Below are 6,417 nucleotides of genomic sequence, written 5' to 3'. Positions count from 1 at the left end.
TCGGATCAAAATTTGTATCAAGCCTGTGTGCATGGCGTTTTTGCAACTGCCGACGCTGCGCTCAACTACAAAAGCCGGTATAAGTCTGAGGTGTCTTTTGATATGGGTATGGAGACCGATAGTATACCGAGACCGCTCATGCACCGAGACCCGAATAACCCAGACTGTACAGAACCTTCGCATAATTGGATGGCTCGCATTAAAGAAGTAGATGGTTATAAACCGGGTGAGGGTTATATTCGTAGACCGGATTTAACCATTGTGAAAAATCCAGCTAAACCACCTAGCGTTGATAATATAGAACGTGTGATAGAGTATAAATTCAGAAATGATTCTAGAAGTGCTGATCAAGATGATGATTACAAAGACATTGCCGGAGGGCCTGAGAATTATTCTATTTATCGCATTGGAGGCAAACCTAAAAAAGATGAACAGATATGCAATTGCAAAAACCCAGGTCAAATTCTGTAGAGGATAAAACAGAGAATGGACGTATTTAATTATCAACATATCACTCAAGAACCAGTCGTTAATTTCTCAGATGGCGATCCCGCTGCTGTTTTAGGTTTGGCGATGGAGTTTTATATTGGTGGGCCGGGTCAGTCAGGTCGTTCAGAAGCGATGGCACATTCTATTGAGCTGTATTTGAAACAAGCGGCGGATCAATTCAATTATTATTACCTACATGGCGATAGAACCATGCGACGCCTACAACCGGGCGAAAATATTGATCCAAACTTAGTGCATGCGATGGCTGGACCACGTGGTATCTTTGAAATTCAGGCAGGCGTGGAAGAAGATAAAGCACATTTCTGGTCTTTGCTTGCAAATTGTAAGAAAGTACAACGTCAGAATTATCTAGGTAAAATGGTTTTTACCTACCCATTTTCTTTTCTCGATCAAATCGGACTGAACGGCTTTATTCAGCAATTTGTTAGCATGTGTCATGCAATGGAGGTAGAGCATGCTTACGCAGGCCCCAGTTTTATTGAACCTTTTAATGTCGGTGGAATGGACGCCGCAATTAAAATTATGGGTTCGCAGCTTTTTAATTATCCTTGCTTTAATGCCTATTCGTTGGCTATGACCAAAATTCAGGCAGGTGACGGCACTAAATCGATTGGTTTTCTAACAGCGGTTTCTAACCGTATCTTAGAAAAAGCTGGCGGTGCTCAAGCCGTGTTATCGAATGCAGGCCAATCGACCTTATCTTGTCCTTACAGTAACGGTGTTATTTTTCAAGCAGGTAATATTCCCCAAATTGGTTCCCCTGATTTTATTCCGCAAGAATACATTAATTTAGGTCGAGCTTTAAAACCGACACGTGCTGAATTTGATAAAACTCTGTTTTATGATCCAAACGGAAAAGACAATAAAGCATTTACCCAGCGTTGGTTATCTCGGTTTGATGGATAAACATATCAATAAATTTTTTCAACTAAAGCTTAGAGGAACAAATTATGGCTGAACCTCTCAAAATTGCATTATTAATTGATTGTGAAAACGCTAGCTATCATTCATTAGATGGGGTAATTCAGGAATTATCTAAACATGGTGAATTAATAGCACAACATGCTCACGCAGATTGGAGCCAACCTTCATTATTAAATTGGTCTAATTACTTGCAAACTAAACCGATCCGATTAATTCATAATTGCGCCCATATCAAAGGGAAAAACACCAATGATATTGCAATTACGATTGATGCAATGAGCTTATTGTATGACAAAAACATTAATCTATTCGCCATAATGAGCAGTGATTGTGACTTTAGACCATTAGTATTACACTTAATTGAATCAGGTAAAATCGTATACGGATTTGGAGAGAAGAAAACTCCTTTAACTCTTGTAAAATCATATTCGAATTTCTTTTTTACGGAGTCGCTCTTAAATGAAGACTCTCTCTTAGAGGTACCAAAACTTCTATGTGACAAAAATTTTACAACGATAAACCGTCCATTAATTGAGTTATTAACACATGCAGTTCAAAAATTCGAAGAGCACGAAGGTTGGGCTAACGTCTCAAAAATCAGCAATTACTTAAAAGATTTTTGTAACTTTTCACCAAAAGAACATGGCTACAAGAAATTAAGCTCATTAATTAAAGCTACACGAGCGTTCGAAATTCGATTAGGTAATTCCGGCTCTCCAATGTTCATTAAATTGAGCAAGTAAGCTTGCCATTAGGCACAACGATCGCGAAAACCTCTGATTAATTCTTTCATGATTTAATCAGAGGTTTTTTAGATATTTAAAAAATAAGATTTTTAACAACAATTACTGATATTGGTATTTATCGGCTTTGTTTTTAAATGTTTGAATATCGTCGATAAATTTAATTTCTTCGGGTTTTTCTTCGGTTGTTGCCGCTGCAAACCATAGCCATTGGCCGTTTTTGACGACGCTCGCAGTAAATTCAACAAATTCTTCTACGGTCATTTTATCGATCAAATTAGCTAATTGTTGGTCGCGATCAAAGGTTTTTTGTTCAAAGGCGATATTGTCCCAGTAGATTTCCGATTGTTCAAACAGGTTTTTAGGTGCTTCTAAAAGCTTAGCTTTTATAGCCTCTTTGTTTTGTTCAAAGTTTTCGGCGGCATTAAAGGTTTTTAAATATTCCAACATAGCAGCTTTGATGGTGGTAATAGGTACCGTTGGTGATTGAACAATAAATAAGGTTGCAGGTACGTTTTTAACTTGCATTGATGTGGTAGCAACAATGTAACCTAATTGTTGATCGGTTCGTAAACTGTTGTAGAAACCGGCATCAACAGCTTGTTCTAACAACATCATTTTAGCTTGATCTTCAAGACTGTCGCCCTGCCCTTGTAAATAACCCACTAAGGCGTTATCTGGGTGTTCAACATCAAGCCAGCTCCAAGTATCACCGATGGGTAATTTAACAACGGTAGCCTTGGGCAGTTCTAGGTTATTTTTAGCGCCTTTTAACAGGTTAGCGTCAATTAAGGCCGCAATATTGCTTGCATCGTTTTTGGTGAAGTTACCAAATACCAATACTTCGGTGTCGGCACCCGCAAATAAGCTGGCAGTAAACGGTTTTAAATCGTCCAAATTAATGGTTTTTAATACCGCTAATTTTTCTTCGATCGTCCACTTTGGTGAAAACACGGTGGCGGCAGCATCAGAAAATATCTGTGAGTACGGAGTTTGTCGGCTGTTGTTGGTCCAGGCGCGCTCTAGTTGGTTTTTAACTACATCATAATGCGACGCTAGGTTATCAAAATCTTGTAACTGCTCGATAATGCGTTTAATTAGCTCGTCCTGTTTATCGGAATAGCCGCCAATACGTAAATCGAAACCACGGCTGTTGCTGCCTAGGCCAAAATTTAAACCCGCAAGACTGGCTGGATAGCTGTACGACTGCAAGCTTTCTTCAACCATGTTCTCAAACAAATCAAGCATTACCGCGCCTTTAATGTCTTTAGCTACATTCGGTAATAAGAAACGAATATTCACAACACCGCGAGGTACCTCGTAAGAGGTATCGGTTTTAAACCACACGTCTAGGTTATTTTTTTCGATTAATTCAGGAATTTCTGAATCTTGAGTATCTTTAACCAGGGCTAAATCGGTAGCAATAAACGGATTTTTCTTTGGTAAGGCAAGTTCAGCGACCAAGTCTTTATCCACCGGCCATTCTTTACCTTTTAACGATTCCACACTGTATGGCGTGTAGTAGTAATCGGATTTTTTATCGGCTTCTACGGTTTTTGAAGACAAATGCAAAAATAAATTTTCGGGTTTTATTTCTGCCAAATAAGACTTGATGAGTTTTTTGTCGAATTTTTCATAAAGGCTACCACCGTTTAAAATATTTTCTGGCGGTAATTCTTGTAAAACACCGGCGAGAAAACTCACGGTACCTGATGGCGATTGTTTTTCGCTAAAACGAAAATCAATATCGGCAATTTTTGCTTGTTCGTTAAAACGCCATTTATTTAAGCCCGATTTTTTAATGTTTTCAATTTCGGCAAAAAACAACCCTACTACTTCGTCTTTATGGGCAAGACCTTCGTCGGTTAATTGAATCGATACCAAAAAGCTGCCATTAAAGCGATCGCTTAAACCGTCGCCAGCGCTTAGGTTTTCGGCCCAGCCTTGTTTTTTAAGTACATCCAGCAAAGAACCTTCACCTTCGTGACCGACTAAATTACCAATGTAGCTGAGCGGTTTTTTACGGAAATATTCCAGTGTTGGCGGTACTGAGAACATCATGGTTAGTCTGTGGCCGTCTTTTTCGGGAATTGTCGATAACATTAACGGCAGCTTGCCTTCTTCAAATAAAGGCACACCTTCACGAATAACTTCTGCGCGATTCTTTTTCACATGCCTGAATAAGTTAGTCACAAGGGTTTGTAGTTCATCCAGGCTTTCTTTGCCTAAAACTACTAAAGTCATTTGATCAGCTGAATAATATTTGCGATAAAATGCAATTAAATCTTCTCTGACGGGATCGTCAACACGATTGGCCAGTGTTGCGAGGCTACCAACGCTGAATTTAGACAATGGGTGTTCAGGATTTACCACTTCGCGGTAAGCGTCTAAATTGCGACGAAAATCGTCTTTAATATTAGCGCTGTATTCTGAGTTTACGGCCTTACGTTCGCGATCAACATAGGCTTGCGTAAACAAAGGCGCAATAAAGAATTGAGCAAAGCGATCTAGGGTTTCAGGCAGCGCGCTGGCTTTTACCTCAAAGAAATAATTGGTGTGCTCAGAGCTGGTAAAGGCGTTGTGGTTACCGCCGTTTTTACTGACAAAATCTTGGTAGGCGTCGGGCTCTGGGTATTTTTTGGTACCCAAAAACAGCATGTGTTCTAAGAAGTGCGCCAAGCCTAAGCGATCGTCTGGGTTATCGTTACTGCCAACAAACACGTCTAAGGCAGCGGCTGCTTTATCGGCGGTTTCGTCGTGAATAACAACCGCTTTCAAGCCATTTTCAAGCTCAAAATAACGATACTCACGGTCATCGATATCGCCTTTTTGAATAGTTACTGCAAAACTTTGCCAACTGATGGTAGAAGCAACGGCCATGACGACCAGCACTTTTAATTTAGGGAGTTTTTGAGGTGATTTTGAAACTGTTTGAGCGGCTGTGGACTGTGGATTTGAACGGCTGATAAATCGTTTAAATAAGGTGTGTTGCAGATTGAATACAGATTTTTTTAAACGGTTTTGCATGTATAAATAACCCCTAAATTATGTACCGGCCTGTTTAGCCTTCGATCCCTAAAATATTGTTATCTGACTTTGATGCTTTGGGTTGGTTCACACCAAAGTCAGGCAATTCGCTCAGTTACTGTTGAGCCTCTAGCTCTTTATGGGCTAACGGCCAAGCACTTACCACGGCTTTGAACAAGGTCGCCAATGGAATGGCGAAAAATACGCCCCAAAAACCCCACAAGCCGCCAAACACGAGCACCGCAAGAATGATCGCAATTGGGTGTAAATTAACCGCTTCCGAAAATAACAGCGGTACTAATACGTTGCCATCTAAGGCTTGAATAACAAAATACGCCAACATTAAATAATAGAATTCGTTGGTAAACCCCCATTGGAAAAATCCAATTAATGCCACAGGAATGGTGACTACGGTTGCGCCAATGTAAGGAACAATTACCGACAAGCCCACGGCAATGCCGAGCAATAACGCGTAATTCACCCCCAACAGCACAAAGCAAACATAGGTAACGGTACCGACAATAAAAATTTCGATAACCTTGCCGCGTACGTAATTGGCCGCCTGAAGGTTCATTTCGGTCCAGATTTTACGCATAACTGGGCGTTTATGAGGAAGAAAAGAAGAAAGCCAAGCAAGAATTTGGTTGCTGTCTTTTAAGAAAAAGAACACCAAAATAGGTACTAATACCAAATACACTAACACTGCAATTAATACAGGCAAGCTGGCTAAGGATACTGTTAGCAGAGTTTGGCCAAATTGCGCAATTTTGCCGCGCGCCAGCTCAATAATTTCTTGCACCTGCTGCTGATTGATAAATGTTGGGTATTTTTCGGGCAGCAATAATAAGACTTTTTGCACTTCTGAAATCATGGTGGGCAATTCAGAAATGAGATTGCGCGATTGATCCCATAAAATCGGTAAGATCACTAATAAACTAACGACTAAAAATCCGATTAATAAAATAAAGGTAATGGTTACGGCAAAGGTATGGGGTATTCCGGCTTTTCTGAGTTTGCCAACAACACCTTGTAACAAGAACGCAATAATCACACTGGCAAACATAGGCGCTAAAGTGGCGCCAAGTGTTAACAAAATAACCAGTGCGGCTACCAAAAAGACAAGGAGTAAAACGGCCTCTTCATCTGAAAAGTAACGGTTAATCCACGAACCGAAAATATTGAGCATAGTTTTTTGAGACCTTAAACAAAACGA

General features: G+C 40.1%; 5 protein-coding genes. 3 read left to right on the top strand and 2 right to left on the bottom strand.

Features of this window, described 5'->3' with window-relative positions:
• The 3 genes from ACYQ2C_RS14685 to ACYQ2C_RS14675 form a co-directional block, all read left to right on the top strand.
• A partial coding sequence (locus tag ACYQ2C_RS14685) for a VRR-NUC domain-containing protein (RefSeq protein ID WP_460103846.1) occupies positions 1 to 471 on the top strand: 471 nt, incomplete at its 5' end.
• Between the two features lie 15 nt (positions 472 to 486).
• Complete coding sequence (locus ACYQ2C_RS14680) at positions 487 to 1,416, top strand: type VI immunity family protein (protein WP_460103845.1); 930 nt, start codon at positions 487 to 489, stop codon at positions 1,414 to 1,416.
• Positions 1,417 to 1,460: 44 nt separating this feature from the next.
• Positions 1,461 to 2,177 carry an NYN domain-containing protein gene (locus ACYQ2C_RS14675; RefSeq protein WP_460103843.1) on the top strand — a complete coding sequence of 239 codons (717 nt, stop codon included), beginning with the start codon at positions 1,461 to 1,463 and terminating at the stop codon, positions 2,175 to 2,177.
• A 102-nt stretch (positions 2,178 to 2,279) separates the two neighbouring features.
• On the opposite strand, the gene ACYQ2C_RS14670 is transcribed toward ACYQ2C_RS14675, so the two are convergent.
• Both ACYQ2C_RS14670 and ACYQ2C_RS14665 read right to left on the bottom strand, forming a co-directional pair.
• Positions 2,280 to 5,204: an insulinase family protein gene (locus tag ACYQ2C_RS14670; RefSeq protein ID WP_460103841.1), complete on the bottom strand. Its 2,925-nt coding sequence runs from the start codon at positions 5,202 to 5,204 to the stop codon at positions 2,280 to 2,282.
• 115 nt (positions 5,205 to 5,319) lie between these two features.
• Positions 5,320 to 6,390: an AI-2E family transporter gene (locus tag ACYQ2C_RS14665; protein WP_460048045.1), complete on the bottom strand. Its 1,071-nt coding sequence runs from the start codon at positions 6,388 to 6,390 to the stop codon at positions 5,320 to 5,322.
• Positions 6,391 to 6,417: the final 27 nt, after the last annotated feature.

This window comes from Sessilibacter sp. MAH3 (assembly GCF_054658275.1).
The sequence above is the reverse complement of the archived record's forward strand: the minus strand, read 5'-3'. Positions and strand labels throughout refer to the sequence as shown.